This is a genomic window from Methylobacillus sp., from assembly GCF_036844465.1.
GTDB lineage: Bacteria > Pseudomonadota > Gammaproteobacteria > Burkholderiales > Methylophilaceae > Methylobacillus.
In genome coordinates this window covers 94,417-112,574 of sequence record NZ_DAIUFW010000003.1, presented here as the reverse complement: position 1 = coordinate 112,574, position 18,158 = coordinate 94,417, and the positions used below count along the sequence as shown (strand labels likewise).

Annotated in this window: 17 protein-coding genes, 1 tRNA gene and 1 pseudogene; 12 read left to right on the top strand and 7 right to left on the bottom strand. The window is 56.8% G+C overall.

Features of this window, described 5'->3' with window-relative positions:
- Nucleotide 1 precedes the first annotated feature (1 nt).
- Nucleotides 2-193: a heavy-metal-associated domain-containing protein gene (locus V7Z75_RS04895; RefSeq protein WP_334107503.1), complete on the bottom strand. Its 192-nt coding sequence runs from the start codon at nucleotides 191-193 to the stop codon at nucleotides 2-4.
- Between the two features lie 140 nt (nucleotides 194-333).
- Here V7Z75_RS04895 and V7Z75_RS04890 point away from each other — a divergent pair, with 140 nt between their 5' ends.
- Together V7Z75_RS04890 and V7Z75_RS14185 are read left to right on the top strand one after the other, a co-directional pair.
- Nucleotides 334-2,541: a heavy metal translocating P-type ATPase gene (locus tag V7Z75_RS04890; RefSeq protein WP_334107502.1), complete on the top strand. Its 2,208-nt coding sequence runs from the start codon at nucleotides 334-336 to the stop codon at nucleotides 2,539-2,541.
- Nucleotides 2,477-2,641, top strand: coding sequence for a MerR family DNA-binding transcriptional regulator (locus V7Z75_RS14185; RefSeq protein ID WP_442919873.1), 165 nt, complete (start codon nucleotides 2,477-2,479; stop codon nucleotides 2,639-2,641). The genes V7Z75_RS04890 and V7Z75_RS14185 overlap by 65 nt, the downstream gene beginning before the upstream one ends.
- Before the next feature lie 7 nt (nucleotides 2,642-2,648).
- On the opposite strand, the pseudogene V7Z75_RS04885 reads toward V7Z75_RS14185, so the two are convergent.
- The 5 genes and pseudogenes from V7Z75_RS04885 to V7Z75_RS04865 all read right to left on the bottom strand — a co-directional run.
- Nucleotides 2,649-2,829 (bottom strand): annotated as a pseudogene (locus V7Z75_RS04885) (transposase); the annotation flags it as partial.
- A 42-nt stretch (nucleotides 2,830-2,871) separates the two neighbouring features.
- On the bottom strand, nucleotides 2,872-3,294 hold the full coding sequence (locus V7Z75_RS04880; RefSeq protein ID WP_334107501.1) for a DUF6538 domain-containing protein: 423 nt from the start codon (nucleotides 3,292-3,294) through the stop codon (nucleotides 2,872-2,874).
- 108 nt (nucleotides 3,295-3,402) lie between these two features.
- A tRNA-Ser gene (locus V7Z75_RS04875) sits at nucleotides 3,403-3,492 on the bottom strand.
- Between the two features lie 118 nt (nucleotides 3,493-3,610).
- On the bottom strand, nucleotides 3,611-4,459 hold the full coding sequence (locus tag V7Z75_RS04870) for a PEP-CTERM sorting domain-containing protein (protein ID WP_334107500.1): 849 nt from the start codon (nucleotides 4,457-4,459) through the stop codon (nucleotides 3,611-3,613).
- A 60-nt stretch (nucleotides 4,460-4,519) separates the two neighbouring features.
- A complete protein-coding gene (locus V7Z75_RS04865) occupies nucleotides 4,520-5,281 on the bottom strand; it encodes a PEP-CTERM sorting domain-containing protein (protein ID WP_334107499.1) in 762 nt (253 codons plus the stop codon).
- A gap of 156 nt (nucleotides 5,282-5,437) precedes the next feature.
- On the opposite strand from V7Z75_RS04865, the gene V7Z75_RS04860 reads away from it, so the two are divergent.
- From V7Z75_RS04860 to V7Z75_RS04815, 10 genes are all read left to right on the top strand, one after another.
- The gene (locus tag V7Z75_RS04860) at nucleotides 5,438-7,624 is read left to right on the top strand and encodes a TonB-dependent receptor (RefSeq protein ID WP_334107498.1); all 2,187 of its coding nucleotides are present in this window, start codon (nucleotides 5,438-5,440) and stop codon (nucleotides 7,622-7,624) included.
- A gap of 83 nt (nucleotides 7,625-7,707) precedes the next feature.
- The gene (locus V7Z75_RS04855) at nucleotides 7,708-8,463 is read left to right on the top strand and encodes a ZIP family metal transporter (protein ID WP_334107497.1); all 756 of its coding nucleotides are present in this window, start codon (nucleotides 7,708-7,710) and stop codon (nucleotides 8,461-8,463) included.
- 38 nt (nucleotides 8,464-8,501) lie between these two features.
- Entirely contained in the window at nucleotides 8,502-9,038 is a 537-nt protein-coding gene (locus V7Z75_RS04850; RefSeq protein WP_334107496.1) for a DUF2796 domain-containing protein, read from the top strand.
- 89 nt (nucleotides 9,039-9,127) lie between these two features.
- Nucleotides 9,128-9,739 (top strand): ATP-binding cassette domain-containing protein, encoded by a 612-nt coding sequence (locus V7Z75_RS04845; protein WP_334107495.1) that lies wholly within the window; start codon nucleotides 9,128-9,130, stop codon nucleotides 9,737-9,739.
- Entirely contained in the window at nucleotides 9,736-11,007 is a 1,272-nt protein-coding gene (locus V7Z75_RS04840) for an ABC transporter permease (protein ID WP_334107494.1), read from the top strand. Before V7Z75_RS04845 ends, V7Z75_RS04840 begins: the two co-directional genes overlap by 4 nt.
- A 34-nt stretch (nucleotides 11,008-11,041) precedes the next feature.
- The gene (locus V7Z75_RS04835) at nucleotides 11,042-11,653 is read left to right on the top strand and encodes a DUF3299 domain-containing protein (protein WP_334107493.1); all 612 of its coding nucleotides are present in this window, start codon (nucleotides 11,042-11,044) and stop codon (nucleotides 11,651-11,653) included.
- A 171-nt stretch (nucleotides 11,654-11,824) separates the two neighbouring features.
- On the top strand, nucleotides 11,825-12,766 hold the full coding sequence (locus V7Z75_RS04830; RefSeq protein WP_334107492.1) for a succinylglutamate desuccinylase/aspartoacylase domain-containing protein: 942 nt from the start codon (nucleotides 11,825-11,827) through the stop codon (nucleotides 12,764-12,766).
- A 33-nt stretch (nucleotides 12,767-12,799) separates the two neighbouring features.
- Nucleotides 12,800-13,390 (top strand): YceI family protein, encoded by a 591-nt coding sequence (locus tag V7Z75_RS04825; RefSeq protein ID WP_334107491.1) that lies wholly within the window; start codon nucleotides 12,800-12,802, stop codon nucleotides 13,388-13,390.
- 171 nt (nucleotides 13,391-13,561) lie between these two features.
- The gene (locus V7Z75_RS04820; RefSeq protein WP_334107490.1) at nucleotides 13,562-17,068 is read left to right on the top strand and encodes a DUF748 domain-containing protein; all 3,507 of its coding nucleotides are present in this window, start codon (nucleotides 13,562-13,564) and stop codon (nucleotides 17,066-17,068) included.
- Nucleotides 17,069-17,159: 91 nt separating this feature from the next.
- Nucleotides 17,160-17,399 carry a hypothetical protein gene (locus V7Z75_RS04815; protein ID WP_334107489.1) on the top strand — a complete coding sequence of 80 codons (240 nt, stop codon included), beginning with the start codon at nucleotides 17,160-17,162 and terminating at the stop codon, nucleotides 17,397-17,399.
- Between the two features lie 49 nt (nucleotides 17,400-17,448).
- On the opposite strand, the gene ribA is transcribed toward V7Z75_RS04815, so the two are convergent.
- Entirely contained in the window at nucleotides 17,449-18,078 is a 630-nt protein-coding gene (ribA, locus tag V7Z75_RS04810) for a GTP cyclohydrolase II (RefSeq protein WP_334107488.1), read from the bottom strand.
- Nucleotides 18,079-18,158: the final 80 nt, after the last annotated feature.

Here is an 18,158-nt window from a genome sequence, read left to right as displayed (position 1 = left end):
CCTATTCCGCCGTATAACCGGCCTCGTCGATGGCATGGCGGAATGCCTCGGTAGAGGCACTGCTTTCTATGCGCACGATCTTGCTGGGCAGGTCGATATCGACCTTGGCTTGCGGGTCAAGCGCAAGGGCTGCCTGGGTAATGGCGTGCACGCAATGATTGCAGCTCATGTCATTGACTTTGAATTCATGCATGGAAGGCTCCTTGATAATGAACAGCACACAGTATGAACCTTTCCATCATGGTAAAGTCAAGTCTTGACCTTCCTATGGTGGGAGGCTTTAAGATCGATCGGTAAAAGTCTTCTGGATTACAAGAAAAAGGAACCGAGCATATGCCAGAGCAGGCTTCACTGGAAAAACTGGATTTCGCCATTACCGGCATGACCTGTGCGGCTTGCGCCAGCCGGATAGAAAAATCCCTGAACAAACTGCCGGGCGTGAAGCTCGCCACGGTCAATCTTGCGACCGAAAAGGCGCATGTAGAGGCTGAGGGCGCACACCTTGCGCAACAGGTGGAGCAGGCGGTAGCCAAGCTGGGCTACCAGGCGAGCCTGGTCCGGGCGGATGCGCCCACGCACCTGGCCGAACCTGCCCAGGATGGCTGGAAGGTCGCGGTGGCGGCATTGCTGAGCTTGCCGCTGGTATTGCCGATGGTTGGCATGCTGTTTGGCTATCACTGGATGCCGCCGGGGTGGCTGCAATGGCTGCTCGCAACGCCGGTGCAGTTCTGGCTTGGTGCTCGGTTCTACCGTTCCGGCTGGAAAGCGGCAGTCAATCTTTCCGGCAATATGGACCTGCTGGTGGCGATCGGCACGTCGGCGGCCTATTGGCTTTCCGTTTACCTGCTGTTGCAGCATGCGCAACATCTGTATTTCGAGGCCAGCAGCGCGGTGATTACGCTGGTGCTGCTGGGCAAGTGGCTGGAAAGCCGCGCCAAGCGCCAGACGACCGAGGCCATCCGCGCCTTGCAGGCATTGCGTCCGGAAACGGCCAGGCTGCGGCGCGACGGCGTGGAGCAGGATGTGCCGCTGTCCAGCATCGAGGTCGGTGACATGGTCGTGATCCGTCCGGGCGAGCGCGTTCCAGTGGATGGCGTGATCCGCGAGGGTAGCAGCTATCTGGACGAAGCCATGTTGACCGGGGAGAGTACGCCAGCGAAAAAAGGCGCGGGTGGCAAGGTGGCAGGTGGCGCGGTCAACCTCGATGGCGTGCTGCTGGTGGAAACCAGCGCGATTGGCGCCGAGACCATGCTTTCCCGCATCATCCGCATGGTGGAGGATGCGCAGGCGGCCAAGCCCGCCATCCAGCGGCTGGTGGACAAGGTCAGCGCCGTGTTCGTGCCGGTAGTGCTGGTGATTGCCGCGCTGACATTGGCCGCCTGGGTCTGGCATGACGGCAATTGGGAACAGGCTGTGCTCAACGCGGTGGCGGTGCTGGTGATCGCCTGCCCCTGCGCGCTGGGCCTGGCCACGCCAGCGGCGATCATGGCCGGGACAGGCGTGGCGGCGCGGCATGGCATTTTGATCAAGGATGCGGATGCGCTGGAGATGGCGCACCGCATTGATACCGTCGTATTCGATAAAACCGGCACTCTCACCGTGGGCAAGCCACGCATCATCCAGGCCGTGGCTGCACCCGGGCAGGAGGAACGGCTGCTGCGCCTGGCTGCCGCGCTGGAGCAAGGTAGCCATCACCCGCTGGCGGTGGCGGTGTTGGACTATGCGCGCGACAAAGGCCTCATCGTCGATACCGCGACGGAAGCCGTGGCATTGCCCGGACGCGGCTTGATGGCCAAAGTGCAGGGCAGGCGTGTCTGGCTGGGCAACCAGCACGCCATGCAGGAGGCGGGCGTGGCGACGGAAACCTGGCATGATGCCGTGACGCCGTTGATGCAGGCCGGGCATAGCATTTCATGGCTGGCGGCGGAGAATGAGCAGGGCGAACTGCAATTGCTGGGGTTGCTGGCCTTCGGCGACGAGGTGAAGCCTGAAGCTGCCAAATCCATCCAGAATCTGCATGCGCTGGGTATCCGGGTATTGCTGCTGACAGGCGACAACCAGGCCAGCGCCAACCGCATTGCGCAGCAACTGGCGCTGGACGAGTGGCATGCGGGGCAGTTGCCGGACACCAAGGCCAGCGTCATTGCCGGCCTGCGGCGGCAGGGCCGCATCGTGGCGATGGTGGGCGACGGCATCAATGATGCGCCGGCGCTGGCGGCGGCGGATATCGGCTTTGCCATGTCCAGCGGCACGGATGTCGCGATGCACACCTCCGCCGTAACCCTGATGCGGGCAAGCCCGCTAATGGTAGCGGATACCATCGCCATCTCGCGCCGCACCTATCGCAAGATTCAGCAAAACCTGTTCTGGGCCTTCGTCTATAACATGGTGGGCATCCCGCTGGCCGCCCTGGGCCTGCTGAACCCGGTAGTGGCAGGGGCGGCGATGGCGCTGAGCTCGGTCAGCGTCGTGACCAATGCCCTCATGCTGCGGCGCTGGCGGCCTGCGGAGCAGGAGTATAGGAGAAGCAGCGGCCACTAGCGGCGTATCGGCAAAAATGATACGCCACTATGAAGCCATCGGCCGGGCCTGTCAGAAATTCCGTGTTCAAGGCTGGTTAAGACTCACAAATAAAGCCTGACAAAGCGATCCTGAAACACGACCGAGTACATCGGCTCGAGCGGTCTGGCTTGCCAGACAGTCACTTCGGTCATGACCTCGACGGTGACCGAACTGATCCTGCAGAAAGTCCTGTATCTCGCGCACCATCATGCCTCGGGCGTACATGGCGACGATCTTGTCGTCAAAGCCAGTAAACCGGCGCTCATAGGGTCTTGGGTTTGCGTTGCATAAATACTCCTTGGGAAGATGTTATGCCTCAAACACGAAATTAATAACAGCCCCAATAAAAGGATCAACTTCCTGCAAGTTCACAGTAATATCATCATACGACACGTCAGCAAAGCCCTGCTCTCTATCCTGATCATTATTCAACACCACCGACTGTATCCAGCGCTCACATACAGAACGAATAAGCTCCGGGGTTAGTGTCACCGGCATGATCGGCTTCATCTTGGACAGACGTTCACGCTCACGGGCCAAGGCCGTCTCAAAGGCCTGATCCAGCTCAACCGCACGCAGACGCGCCAGCTTGACCGCTTCACTGCGAATGGTCGTGCCTAGACTATGACGGATTTCTTTACGATGTTGAAACTGCGGGATGACGGCTAAAGGCACCTTGCGCCTGAACCACCAGGTAGAACCGCGTAATTCGAGATACTTCTCTGAGGACATATCGCACACATCTCCAATGTAAAGTGGAACATTGAAGTGTAGCGATCGGGTCGGATTATCTGATTGATTCCAATGGGTTACTAAAAAATCAACAGTTTATCAATGACTTGGCGGAGAGGGAGGGATTCGAACCCTCGACAGAGTTGCCCCTGTGCCACCTTTCCAGGGTGGTGACTTAAACCACTCATCCACCTCTCCGCAAAACGAGGCCGGATTATATATTAAATATCCTGATCAGACCAAGTGTTTTGCCAAATAACCCAGATAATTTTTTAGAGCGTGACGATATAAGCTTATCTTAGGTATTTTGTTTGCGTTACATAGCCGACAATTGAATGGATTCTCGGTTATGCCTTTTTCTGAAACGCCAGCCTAGCAAACTCAAACCGATACCTAGCATTGCCCATGTTTCGGGTTCAGGCACTGGGGCAGCGATGCGCAAGTTGAAGGCTTCATCGTATTGCGCCTGGGTAATGCCGGCCGATTTGAACAATACATGGAAAGGGTCGGAGTCTATGTATTTCTGCTCACCGTTTTCCATGGTTGGGGACCATATCTGCAATGTCAGAAGATACGCTCCTGCCGGTGCAGAACTGGATAACGCCCAATCCAGATGAGAGTGGAAAGTCCCATTCTGGCTGGCTGCATCAATGGCAGCTGTCTCGGGCCCACTAATGCCGTCCGTGCTGAAAACAGTACCTTTGGCATAGTAATTGTATTGAGCCGCATAAGTCGAATTACGTGGGTTTAACATGTAATTGACAAAAACATCACTCGGGATTGCGCCATAAAGCGTTACCGTGGCCCCGCTTGCCGCATCACCCCAGAGTCCGGTATTCGGATCCCAGTAGGATAAGGTTCCCAGCGCCCTGAAATGTATTTCCTCCCCATACTTAAATGTATTGGCAAAGGATTGAAAGCCAGGGTCATCCGTAAGGCGCGGTCCGCCTTCCAGATCATCAAAATATCCCGGGAAAATCTTGTAACCGGTTTGGGTATCGACAGGCAACTTGCCAGCCAAGTCAAAATCGCCATAAAAATCAATGTCGATCTTGCTGCCAGCGACCGGGCCGTTGCTGGTACCCACCCGCACATCGTAATGCATGGCCTGGGCAAAGGTAGCGTAACTCAACATGGCGAATGCCAATATAGAAGATTTGATCATTGCTTGCTCCTTGATTGGTGCTCAAAGAAAAGCACCCATCAGGGTGCTTTTCTTACAGGATTAGCCCTGTTGACGACGACGCAACTGCCAGCCCATCAGGCCCAGGCCTGCCAGGAACATGGCATAGGTGCTTGGTTCAGGTACAGCCACGACCAGATTGTGTTGCAGGTCGTGGAGTGCGTGGTGAGCGTCACTTGCACTCAAGCCACTGTTAAGCACGAGATAGAAGGGATTGGAGGAAAGATAACCGTTGTTGGAAAGTACCAAGGCGTCATTTTGCAACTCAAGCGAAACCAGTTGCAAGGTAATGAAATAGACGCCATCGGTTGGAGAGCCTGAAGCCGAGCTGATGCTGAAATCAAGGTGAGAGTGAATCTTGCCTGTGGGGTCAGCCTGGCCAATCAGGCCAAAGCTATCGCCACTGATACCATCAACGCCCCATGTAGTACTTTCGCCATAAGCGCCTGCAATACTGATGGTTTCACCATTGTTGACAACATTGGTCCAAACATCGCCTGTCCAGGACCACAAGTTGCCAATTGCCTGATAACCGATGATAGAACCAGGAGCAAAGGTATTAGTTGGGCTATCGAAGCCAGGATTGCTTGTCGCGTAAGGACCGCGGGCAAAATCGCGGAAATCGCCCTCGAAAATGGCATAGCCGGTGCCTTCCTGATAGTGCAGCCCTGAGTCAGCGCTACCCACCTCGAACTGGCCATTGTTCAGTGTCACGATGATATCACCTGCATGCAGGTCCTCTGCAAATACAGCCCCGCTGAACAAGCTCGCGCTTACAAACATAGTTGCGATCAAATGACGCATGGCATTACTCCCTTTATAAACAAGAAGATATAAATTCCCATCCAGATACACTATCTGAACCGTAATCCATGATATACAACACTGTTGCACAATGCAACTTAGTAGCATTACAATGATTGCAATCATGAAAACTTCAGATAATTTATTGGTTTAGATGTGCGTCCCCCTGTCGACCCCTCACGCTCCTGCCGCCTTGCCGCACTGATTTCCCTGGCTTTTCCCGGCGCTTTTCTATCGGTACTGGCATTCGCGGCAGAAAAGGCAAGCGAAGAAGGCCCTTCCATTGTGCTGGACGCCATTGAAGTACAGGCTGCGCCGGAAGAACTGACCAACTCGCTGGATCCGTCTAGCACGCTTTCCGGCAAGGAGCTGATGCTGAAAAGCGCGGCGACGCTGGGGGCCACCCTGCAGGACGAACTGGGCGTGGCCAACGCCACATTCGGCCCGAACGTGGGCCTGCCGCTGATCCGCGGGCAGCATGGCTCGCGCACCCGGGTCATGGTCAACGGCGTAGGCACGCATGACGCCTCCGCCATGAGCCCGGACCACGGCACCACGGTGGAATCCCTGTTGGCAAAGGAGATCAAGGTATTGCGCGGCCCGGCCACAATACGCAATGGCGGCGGCGCCATCGGCGGCGCGGTGGAAATCACGGATGGCCGCATTCCCGAGCGCTTGCCGGCCAAGACCAAGGTCACTACGCAGTTGCGCTTCAATACCAACCATGACGAGCGCATCATGGCGACCGAACTGCTCACCAAGGCAGGCCAGGTGGCTTTCCATGCCGATGTGCACGGGCGGGAGAGCAACGATATTCACGTGCCAGGCATGGCCATTGATGAAGCTGCACTCGCCTATATGTGGATGGAACCTCCAGGCGACAAAAATACTCATGGATACACAGGCAATACCAATGCCCGCAGCAAGGGGGGCAGTGTCGGCGCCAGTATCTTTGGCGAGATGGGCTACATGGGCGTTTCGCTCAGCCACTATGCCAACAACTATGGCATCCCGATGGGCCTTCCTCATAGTCATGGCGGTCCGGTAGAGCAAGCAGAACGCGTGCGTATTGATATGCAGCAGGACCGCATCGATCTCAAAGGGGAGTTGTTCCTGCCTTATGAGTGGCTGGAAAGCATCGCGCTGCGCATTGGCAAATCCAATTACCATCACGATGAACTCAGCAACGGCTTGCAACAAACCCGCTTTAGCAATGATGTTATCGAACACCGGCTGGAATTCAATCACCGGCTATTTCCCAAGCTTTCCGGCACTTTGGGCTTTCATGGCATCAACCGTGATTTTGCTGCCTTGGGCATAGAGGCATTTGTACCCGAATCAAAGATAGATACAAAAGGCTTTTACTTAATTGAAACGCTCGATTTCAATCCCTGGCAGTTGGAGTTTGGTTTCCGCAAGGAGAAAAGTAAGATTAATGCCAATGCGCAGCCTATTCATATCGGCAACTTTCCAGGGATTATCCCTGCAGCAAAAAAAGATTTCAGCCCCGAAAGTTATACGCTGGCATTGAAGCGTGTCTACAAAACTGGCAGCATCACCATCAACCGCTGGATTGCCAGACGTGCGCCAGATATCCAGGAGCTTGCGGCATTTGGCCCGCATTTAGCCACGAAGACCTATGACATCGGTTCAAGAGACCTTGAGGTTGAGACCTTGAATGGTTGGGATATTCGCCTGCAGCAAAAACTCGGTAAGCTGGATGCCAACCTCAACCTGTTCAAATACGCTGCTGAGAATTACATCTACCAGCAGAACGATGGATTTATGCGAAACCATAATGGCTTCTACTATCCGAAAGGAGGGGCAGGAAAGTGTGACGGTTCTTGCATGTTTAATATGCGATATGAGCAGCAGGATGCACACTTTTACGGTTACGAGGCTGAAGTTGGCTTACCACTGCAAATTCCTGGAGTGCGCAAATTCCGCGCCAGCGTATTTGCCGACCAGGTACGCGGCATGCTGGACGACAACACTCACGTGCCGCGCCTCACGCCCGCCCGGCATGGCTTGCTGATACAAGCTGGCATGGGCAGATGGGATGGCGACGTCCGCCTGACCCATGTCCGCGCGCAGAAGCGTACCGGCACGATGCCAACGGGCGAAGGCAACGAAATGATGTCCGAGCCCGGAACCGATAGTTATAACAAGGTCGATATCGCGTTGCGCCGCAGCATCGAAGTACCCAATTGGTTCACCGGCGACCTTTTCATCAACATGCGCAACGTCACCAATGCGGAAATCCGCAACAGCACATCGTTCCTGCGCTACTACACGCCCGAGCTGGGCCGCAATATCGAGATCGGCATGCGGATCGACCTTTGATGGCCTGCCAGGAATATCGCATGAACCAAAGCAGTGATGAGCACTTGACCTTATTCGCGCAGATGAATTAGCGCCGCCGCTCCATGCTCCTGCTCTCGATCTGCATTGCCACCCTGTTGGGCGGCGTCGTTTCAGTCCTGATCTCCTCCGTCGTCTCGCTCACCATCCTGGCACGGGTCGCGGACAAGATGGTGGCATTCGCCGTCGGGATCTTGCTGGCCTTTGCCTTGACCGACATCCTGCCTGAAGCGATCGAATCGGGCTTATCGCCCGATGACGCCGGCTGGATCTTGCTGGCCGGCATCCTGGCGTTCTTCCTGCTGGAGAAAATGGCATTATGGCGACACGACCACCGGCATACGCACGGCGAGGCCCATGAAACCGTTCTTGATCAGAAGGTGTCCATGATCGTGATCGGGGACGGATTGCATAATTTTGTCGATGGCGTGCTGATCGCCGCCGCCTTCTTGACCGACCCGGCATTGGGCTGGGCGATGGCTGTCACGGTCATGCTGCACGAGATACCCCAGGAAGTGTCGGACTTCATGGTATTGCTGAGTGCCGGCCTGTCAAAAAGCCGAGCCCTATTGCTCAATGCCATGTCGGGCGCGGCTATGGTGCTGGGCGGCTTTCTCGGCTGGCTGGCATTGGGTACCATGCAAACCGCGATCCCCGTGATACTGGTCGTCGCGGCATCGAGCTTTATCTATATTGCCGTCGCCGACCTGGTGCCGGAATTACAGCGTCAACGCTCGCTAAAGGATGGCGCAGTCCAGGTTGCATTGATACTAGTCGGGGTTGCCGTGTCGTTGGCGGCCCAGCATCTTCACCACCACTAACCACGGCATTAGCGTGGGCAGGATCAGGAAGGAGACTTATGCATTTATACTCCGGGTTATTCATCCGTGGATTATTCATCGGCAGCCTGTTGCTCGCCACGACGCCTGCGCGCGCGCATGAGCAGCATGCCCATGTGCACGGAGCCGCCAAACTGAACATCGCCATGGAAGGCAAGACATTGATCCTCGCGCTGGAAAGCCCCATGGAAAGCTTGCTGGGCTTCGAGCATGCTCCCCGCAACCCGCAAGAGCAGGCAGCGGTGGACGCGCTGAAAAAACAACTGTTCACACCTGCCCGGCTATTTGACCTGCCGGGCAAGGCTGGTTGCAAAAGCACGGCGATTACCCTGGAATCACCGTTGTTCGCAGACAACCATCATCAACACGACAACCATCACGCCGACCTCGATGCCGAGTTTGCCTATGAATGCAGCGAACCAAACCAATTGAAGGGATTGAGCGTGCGATTGTTCGAACAGTTTCCCCACCTGCACAAGATCGACGTCCAGGTCGTAGCCGGGCAAACCCGAAAAATCGCCAGGCTCGCCCCTGGGCAAAACCAGGTCGCATGGTAGGCATGGCGTCACCGGTCATTCACCTCGAAAACCTGCAATTTGAATGGACGCCAGGGCAACCCTGCCTCGATATCGCGTGCCTGGACGTGATGCCGAGCGAACATATCTTCCTGCACGGGTCGAGCGGCAGCGGCAAAAGCACGCTGTTGGGATTGCTCGGCGGCGTGCACCTTCCCCAGGCCGGCACCATCGACATCTTGAACCAACGACTAGAAACGCTGAACGGCGCGGCGCGCGACCGTTTCCGCGCCGACCATGTCGGCCTCCTGTTCCAGCAATTCAACCTGATCCCCTATCTTTCGGTGCTGGACAACGTATTGCTGCCGTGCCGCTTTTCGGCATACCGGCGCAACAACATTGCTGGCGACGTCGCGCAGGAAGCACAGCGCCTGCTTGCGGCGCTCCGCATCGATGCCGCGCTTAGTCACCGCAAGGTGACGACCCTGAGCATAGGCCAGCAGCAGCGCGTTGCCGCAGCCAGGGCATTGATCGGCAGGCCGGAAATCATCATTGCCGACGAGCCTACCTCCGCGCTCGATGCAAGCCATCAACAGGCATTCATCGACCTGTTGATGCAGGAATGCCTCGCTTCCGCCAGCGCCCTGATCTTCGTCAGCCACGACCACCGACTGGCCGCCAGCTTTGACCGCAGCATTGCACTCGCCGAGCTCAACCGGGTAGGCGCACAGGTGGCGGAATGAATACGAAATACCTGCTGAAGCTGGCAATGCACAGCGCCTGGAACCGCAAGCTGACGCTGGGCATGACCGTGATGGCGATCGCCCTCAGCGTCATGCTGCTGCTCGGGGTCGAGCGGCTACGCGAGCAGGTGCACCAAGGATTCGGCCTCTCCGTCTCCGGCACCGACCTGGTAGTGGGTGCGCGCACCAGTCCGGTCCAGCTGATGCTGTACGCGGTGTTTCGTATCGGCGAGGCCACCAACAACATCAGTTGGACCAGTTACGAAAAGCTGAAGCAGCATCCCATGGTGGCCTGGAGCGTGCCGATCTCGCTGGGAGATTCGCATCGCGGCTTCGCCGTGCTGGGCACCAACCAGGATTACTTCAGGCATTACCGTTACGGCGACCGCTTGCCCTTGGAGTTTGCCTCTGGCCAACCATTCGCTGCGACCTTCGACGCGGTACTGGGCGCAGATGTCGCCAAGCAGCTCGGTTACCAGATAGGCAGCCGCATCATCCTGAGCCATGGAATGGGCAGCGCAAACAACTTGGCACAACACGGCGATAAACCATTCACCGTCGTCGGCATCCTCAAGCCTACCGGTACGCCGGTCGACCGCACCGTGCACGTCAGCCTGGAAGCCATCAGTGCGATCCACCTGGATTGGATGGGCGGCGCACCAACTCCCGGCTTCCAGATTCCGCCGCAATACGTGCAGAAATTCGACCTGCAGCCCAAGGACGTCACCGCCGTGCTGATCGGCCTGAAAAGCCGGGCGGCCGTGTTCCGCGTGCAGCGGATGGTGAATGAAAGCAAGGACGAGCCCTTGCTTGCCGTCATGCCCGGCCTGGCGCTGGAGCAACTATGGCAGGTGGTCGGCGTGGCGGAAAAGAGCCTGATGGCGGTATCCGCCATTGTGGTCGTGGTGAGCTTGAGCGGCTTGGTTGCCGTCATCATGGCCGGCCTGAATGAGCGGCGACGCGAGCTCGCCATCCTGCGGGCGGTCGGCGCGCAACCGAGGGAAATCCTGCTGCTGTTGATGTATGAAGGGATATTCGTCATCCTGGTCAGCATCGTGACCGGCCTGATCGCGCTGACTATCGCCACCCTATGCGCGGCCCCCATCATGCAGGCCCGTTTCGGCATCGGCATGACGGCCAGCTGGCCCAGCCTGGAAGAACTTCGCCTGCTTGCCGCCATGGCCCTGGTCGGCCTGTTGGCGAGCCTGTTCCCGGCCTGGATGGCCTACAGGCTCTCGCTGGCGGATGGCCTCACGCCCAGGCTGTAAACGCACGGCAGGAACAATCAATCGGAGTAAGAGAATGAATAAGATTTGTTGGATGCTGGGCATGATCGCTGCTATCACCAGCCACACCCCGTCGCTGGCCGCCGACTACAAGGTGGGCGAGCGCATCGGCGAGGCCAAGGCCGTTTCGAAAGCGAACCCGGCCTATAAAACCCTGGACTGGGACGACATGATGCCTGCGGACTGGGACCCGATGAAATCGCTCAAGGGCTTGGACCTGGACAAGCTGGATGACGCCGATCCGCGCGCAATCGAGGCGCTGGAACAGATGCGCAGCGCCTGGAACGACGCTCCCATCGTACAAAAGCTGGACAAGCAGCACGTGCAGATTCCGGGATTCGTCGTGCCCCTGGACATGAACGGGACACAGGTGCGCGAATTCCTGCTGGTGCCTTATTTCGGCGCATGCATCCACGTTCCGCCGCCGCCCAGCAACCAGGTAATTCATATCGTCCTGCCCAAGCCATTGCCCAAGGACCAGCAGAAAACCTTGAACCAGGCGGCGCAGCAATATGGCCCTGTCTCGGTCAGCGGCTTGATGGAAACCGTCTCCAGCAATACCGCGATGGGATTCGCCGGGTACCGCATCAAGGCCGAGCGCCTCATGCCATATAAACTACAAAGATAATTAAGATATTTCGGCATGGTGTGCTGAGTCAGGAGCATGCGCAATATTGCACATCGTTCCTGTGCTACTACGCGCCGGAGTTGGGCAGGAGCATCGAAATAGGGCTGCGGTTGGACCTATAAAACTGCACCTCGCATTGCAAAGATGGCGCTCCAGCGGTGATAATCAGGCATGAGCCATCATTTTCAATCCATTTCCTTTCAAGGGATGCGGCCCGGCAAGCGCCTGATTATCCTGGGAGGCGTGCATGGCAACGAACCCTGTGGCACCGTCGCCATTCGGCGCATCCTTGATGAGCTGGAGCGCGGCACGCTTACCATTGAAAGCGGCAGCGTTACTTTTGTTCCTGTCTGCAATCCGCTAGCCCGCTCTCAATATACTCGCATGGGCGAACGCAACCTCAACCGCAGGTTGGTTCCTACTGATTTTCCGCAGCAGTTTGAAGATTATGTCGCTAACTGGCTGTGCCCGCTGCTTTCCAGCCATGACGTGTTGCTGGATCTGCATTCATTCCATACCCCAGGCCGACCTTTTGCCATGCTCGGCCCCAGGAATAACCAAGGCGACCTGGAGCCGTTTACCCATGAAGCGGAAGAGGAAGCACTGGCCCGCCATCTTGGCGTGGAGCTATTTGTGGATGGCTGGCTGGACACTTATGCCAGCGGCGTTCGCCGCCGACAACAGATGAGTGGTTGTGATGAGCAGGACGTGCAATATGGCGTGGGCACCACAGAGTATATGCGGCGGCAGGGCGGTTACGGCCTGACACTGGAGTGCGGGCAGCATGAGGATACCGCTGCGCCCGAGGTGGCGTACCGGGCGATATTGAATACCCTGGCGTGGCTGGGATTGAGCGGGCAGGTAAAGCCGACTGAAGCGGCCAACAGGACGACACTACGCCTGTTTGAGGTTGTAGATAGAGAGAGTCCGGACGACAGGCTGGCGCGTGGATGGCGCAGTTTTGAGCGGCTGGAGGCGGGAGAACTGATCGGCATACGCGCAGACGGTGAAGAACTTCGTGCGCAGGAGGCGGCTCATATTGTTTTCCCCAACCCGGATGCCGAGCCTGGCTGCGAGTGGTTTTACCTGGCCAGGGCAGTGGACCGGGTTTGATATTGCGTAACGGATATATAAATGGAGGATGAGATGAAGAGTTTTTCTATGGTGTCTGCCGCTGTGCTTGGAGTGGGCATGTTGTTTTCGCAAGGCGCGATGGCGGATTGGAGTCTGAATAACGAAGCCTCGGTGTTGAATTTCGTCTCGATCAAGAAAAACACCATCGGCGAAACGCACCGCTTCAACCAGCTTGCAGGTATGGTCGGCGCAAACGGTGCCTTCAAGGCCACCATTAGCCTGGCCAGCGTGAATACCAACATCCCAGTGCGTGACGAGCGCATGAAGACCATGTTGTTCGATATTGCTCAATTCCCGCAGGCCGAGATATCCGGAAACACTGTCAATACATTCAAGGCGCCTGCAGCAGGCGAGGCCAAGATTGAGGCGGTGAAGTTGCAATTGGCCGTCAACGGCAAGACCATTCCGCTGGAGGCCAGGCTGCGTGTGGCAGGCCTTGGAAAGCAAGGTTTGCTGGTCAGCACCATCGAACCGTTATTGATTGATGCCGCGGCACTGGGTTATACCGAAGGTATTGAGAAATTGCGCGAAGTTGCGCAATTGCCTTCTATCAGCCCGGTTGTGCCGGTGACTTTCAGCCTGGTGTTTGATTACGCGCATTAAAAGAAATAGTTTGAAGAATAACAAGCATAAGAGCGGCTAACAAAACTTGGCGTAGTGTTCTTGGTCAAGCGCTCTGCCGCAGGCAGTACATGGAGGTACGGCAGGGTAGGGCAACGGCGCCAGAAGAGGTTTTAAGTCGCTCTAAGCCAGCATACTGGCAAGGAGGAAGCAATGGCAGGCAGGAATTTACTGGGACGGAAAATCTGGCAGGGGCTTACCAGCCTGCCTTTCCTGATGATACTTGGTTTCTGGGTATCCTATTTATTGCTGGGCTATTTTGCCGTCAATCCGCTTGCCCAGCGCCTGTTGCCATGGATTGCAGAAAACAAGCTCGCCAGTCGTTTGCAGGTGGAACGGGTTGATTATGATCCGTTGCGTATTGCCGTAACCGCGACGCAACTGCGCTTGACCACGCCGGAAGGAGCGCCGTTGGCCGGATTTGAGCGCCTGCATGCCGACCTGGAGCTGAGCGGGTTGTTCCGCTTTGCCTGGCGCCTCAAGGAAGTGCAACTGTCCGCGCCGCATGTCACGTTTGAAGTACTGCCGGGCGGCGAGAGCAATTGGGCCGCCTTGATCGCCAAACTCAATGAGACCCCTGAGGAAAAGCCAAGCGAAGGCATGGCGCGGTTGCTCATCGACCATATCCTGATTGAGCGCGGCGATATGGAATATATTGACGGCAACCGCGCGGAACCGTTCCGCGCGGTGCTTGAGCCCTTGGGACTCGAGCTGGACGGCTTTTCCACCTTGCCGGAAGACCTGGGCGATTACGCGATTCTGGCGAAACTGCCCGAACAGGGTGGTACTCTGAAATGGAAGGGTGAGCTGGGCCTTAACCCGATTGTTTCCAGCGGCAAGGTCGAGCTGGAAGGTCTGAAGCTGGCCAAGTTGCTGGAAGTGCTGCCGCCGGATACCTTGCCGGTCAAGTTGGAGGATGGCGTGCTCAAGACCAGCTTTGGCTACCAGTTTGCCATGGTGCAGGATAAGCCCGAAGCCACCGTGAGCGATTTCAGCCTGGCGCTGGACAATGCGGCCGCCACCTTGCTGCAATCGCAGGCGCAGCAAGGCAGGCTGGAGTTGAAGCAATTGGCTGCCGAATTGCCCAACCTGCAGTTCAAGATGCAGGAGCAGGCGCAAGTGCAACTCGATGGGCTCAAGCTGGTGTTGAATGAGGTCAGGCTGACCCAGCAAGACCAACCGCTGCTGGAACTGCCGTCCGTGGTGGCCGACGGTGTCGGCCTGGATTTGCAGGCTAAAAAGCTGGATGTCGGCAGTTTCAATATCGACCAGGGCTTGGTGAAGGCCACCCGGCTGCGCGACGGCAGCGTGAACTGGCAGCAATTGCATGTGCCTGCCGAACACGCAGATGAAGCTGCTGCCAATGCTGCACCGCAGGAAGCGGGGGACGACTCGCCCTGGAACATTCACCTGAACCAAGCCAGTGTGGAAGGCGTGAAACTCGATTATCTGGATGAAACCTTCAAGCAGCCATTGCAGCTTGCGGCGGATAGCCTGTCGCTCAGTTTCAGCTTTGCCAGCGAACAGGGGCAAAGCACGGTCGAGGATTTCAAGAGCCATATTGGGCCTTTTACCCTGCGCTCTGGCTCACATGAGCAGGCTGTTGCTCGCCTTGGTAGCCTTGACCTGGTTGGAGGCAGCCTGAACCTAGCACAGCGCAAGGCCCGGCTGGAGGCTGTGACCTTGCAAGGCTTGAGCGCGGAAGTGCTGCGCGATGCCGAGCAGATCAATTGGCAGACAATTCTTGAGCCCGCCCAGGCAGCTGCTGCCGCGCAATCCGAGGCCGCGCCAGCGCAAGTAGCATCGACCGAAGGTCCGTGGGCGTTCGACCTCCAGCGCTTTGCCGTGACAGGGGCCAGCCTGCATTTTAGCGACCAAAGCACCAAGACGCCCGTGGCGCTGGATATTGAAAACGCCAGCCTGGAGGTCAAGGATGTCAGCCTGGATACCAAGCGCGCCCTGCCTGTCAGCCTTGCCTTCAAGGTGAAGCAGGGCGGCAACTTCAATGCAGATGGCAAACTGGCACCGGAGCCACTGCAGGGTGATATCGCGCTCAAACTGACGGATTTCTCGCTCAAACCTTTTGCGCCTTACGTCAACCAATTCGCCATGCTCAAGCTCAACAGCGGTACCGTGGGTTTACAGGGTAAATTGAACCTCAAGCAAGGGCAGAAGCTGGCTTTGCAATATCAGGGCGGCATGCATGCAGACAAGCTGGATATCATTGAGGAAGACAGCGGACAGGCATTCCTGGGCTGGCGCAGTCTGGCTGCCAACAACGTCAAGCTGGCATTGGCACCTGACAGTCTGCATATCAGCGAACTCAAGCTGAATGAGCCGAAGGGCAAGTTCATCATTTATGAGGATCACTCGCTTAATGTGCAGCGTATCCTGCGGCAGCAGCCAGCGGCCACGCAGGCAACATCTCCTGCAAGCCAGCCCCAGCCTGCTGCGACTGGAGATGCAGCTGTTTTCCCTGTGGCTGTCGACCGTATCCGCATCGACAATGCCAACCTTGAATTTGCCGATCTTTCATTGACGCCGCAGTTTGGCACGCATATCCATACACTGTCGGGCGTGGTCAACGGCATGTCCACCAAACCGGATACGACGGCACAGGTCGAGCTGGACGGCAAGGTTGATGATTATGGCTCCGCGCGGATTCGTGGCTCCCTGCAGCCGTTCCAGGCCACGGATTTTACCGATCTCAAGCTGACATTCCGCAACCTGGAAATGAACCGGCTGACGCCTTATTCCGGTAAGTTCGCCGGCAGGCGCATCGATTCCGGCAAGCTGTCGGTCGATCTCGAATACAAGATCAAGAACCGCCAGCTGGCTGGTGAAAACAAGTTCATCGTCAACAAACTCAAGCTGGGCGAGAAGGTGGATAGTGAGGAGGCAGTGAACTTGCCACTGGATCTGGCCATCGCCTTGCTGGAGGACAGCAATGGCATCATCGACCTCGATTTGCCGGTATCGGGCAGTCTGGATGACCCGGAATTCAGCTACGGCAAGATTGTCTGGAAAGCGATCGTCAATGTGCTGGGCAAACTGGTCACCGCTCCGTTCCGCGCCCTGGGCAAGCTGCTCGGTATCAGCTCGGAAAAGCTGGAGGGACTGGTGTTCGACCCTGGTAGCGCTGCGCTGGCCCCGCCAGAGCAGGAAAAGCTCAAGGTGATCAGCGAAGCGCTGACCAAGCGGCCTGCATTGATATTGCAGTTTGCGCCCGTAGTGGATGAAAAAACGGATGGCCGCGCATTGCAGGAGCAAGCCGTGCGTAACCAGGTGGCCGCAAAGATGGGGCTCAAGCTGGAAGCCGGTGAGAAACCTGGCCCGGTGGACATTTACAATAAAAAGGCACAGTCCGCGCTTGATAAGCTGGCGAAGGAGCAACTCTCCCCGGAGGCATTGAATGCCATCAAGGAAGAAAAGGACGATGTTGCCCGCTACGGCAAACTGCTGGAGGCGTTGAACAACCAGGCCAAGGTTGAGCCTTCAGACCTGGAAGCATTGGCCAATGCGCGGCTGGAAACGGTGCAGCATTATCTGGGCGAGGTGGGCCTGGAGGCTGGAAAATGGCAGGTTAAGCCACTGGATAAAAAGTCCGACGGCGGTTCCGAAGTGCAAATGCCATTGCAGTTGGGAGCCAGCAAGGAATAGGGCGGCACTTATGCGGCGTGTGACGGTCGTACCGTGATACGCTGCATGAGTGGACGAACGCATTTCAATCTCAATCTGACGGAGATCAATCATGAAAGTGGATATTTACAAAAGTGCGACCAGTCACAACAAATATATTTCGGTGAAGGCGGGAACCGATATCTCCAAGGTGGATGTTCCCGACCCCGATTTTGCCAAGCTGATCCATCAAACGTCGGAGGTGGAAGTGGACGATGAGCAGCCGCACGTCGGCTACGATGCGAACCTGATCATCAAGGATATCGAGCAGCACGGCTATCACCTGCATCACGTCAAGAGGATTTTCAATTAACAAACAAAAAAGGCAGCTTGGCTGCCTTTTTTTGTTGATGGCGATGCCCTTAAAGCTCGCCAAAGTCCGGGTTGACTAATTCCACCGGCGAGAAGAAGTGGCCTAGCTTGTCGCGCTTGGTCAATAGGTATTGCAGGTTGTCCTGGTTGGGCTGGATGACCAGCGGAATACGTTCATTGATGGACATGCCGGCCTGCTGCAAGCTGGCGACCTTGTCCGGATTGTTGGTCAGCAGCTTTAAAGAGCACACGCCCAAATCCTTGAGGATATCGACAGCGGCAGTGTAGCTGCGCTGATCCACCGGCAGCCCCAGGTGCAGGTTGGCATCCACGGTATCCAGCCCCTGGTCCTGCAAGGCATAGGCATGGATCTTGTTTGCCAGGCCTATGCCGCGGCCTTCATGTCCTTTGAGGTAGAGCAATACCCCTTGTCCGGCTTCCGCGATCATGCTTTGCGCCAGTACCAGTTGCTCGCCGCAGTCGCAGCGGTTGGAAGAAAAAATATCACCCGTCAGGCATTCGGAATGCACGCGCACCAGTACGTTTTCATTGTTGAGCACATGACCCGCCACCAGCGCGACATGCTCCTGCCCAGTGAGCGTGTCCTGATACACATGGATAATGAACTGGCCGTATTTGGTTGGCAGGGTGGAGGAAGAGATTTTGCTGATCGTGCTCATATTTAAGGAGTGCTGGGATTGTACGGCTATCAATGCAGATGGGCAGATTAAAGTAAATTCGCTGGGGATGCCAGTGGTTT